Annotated in this window: 1 pseudogene; it reads right to left on the bottom strand. The window is 55.2% G+C overall.

From position 1 onward, the window contains the following. Window positions 1–277, bottom strand: a pseudogene (locus tag ACYVTD_RS19080) (tRNA (adenosine(37)-N6)-threonylcarbamoyltransferase complex transferase subunit TsaD); the annotation flags it as partial.

Consider the following 277-nt stretch of genomic DNA (forward strand, 5'->3'; position numbering starts at 1 on the left):
GGGTTTGGTTTCCTTTGCCTTGAACATATCAAGCTGGTTGATAACGGCGGTTTTTTGGCCCGAATACGACACGTCGTAGCGGGGATCGCCCTTTTGAAGGGGCGGGGGTGGGAAGCGAAAAGCGTCGGCGTCTCCGGTACGTGCCCTTTCGTCTATTACTTTGCCGCCGGGGTAGCCGAAGTTGTAATGCTTCTCCACTTTGTCAAAGGCTTCGCCGGCGGAGTCGTCGATGGTGGTTCCAAGGATCGTAATGTCGTCGAAGTTGCTGGCTTTGCAG

This window comes from Treponema sp. R6D11 (assembly GCF_054786075.1).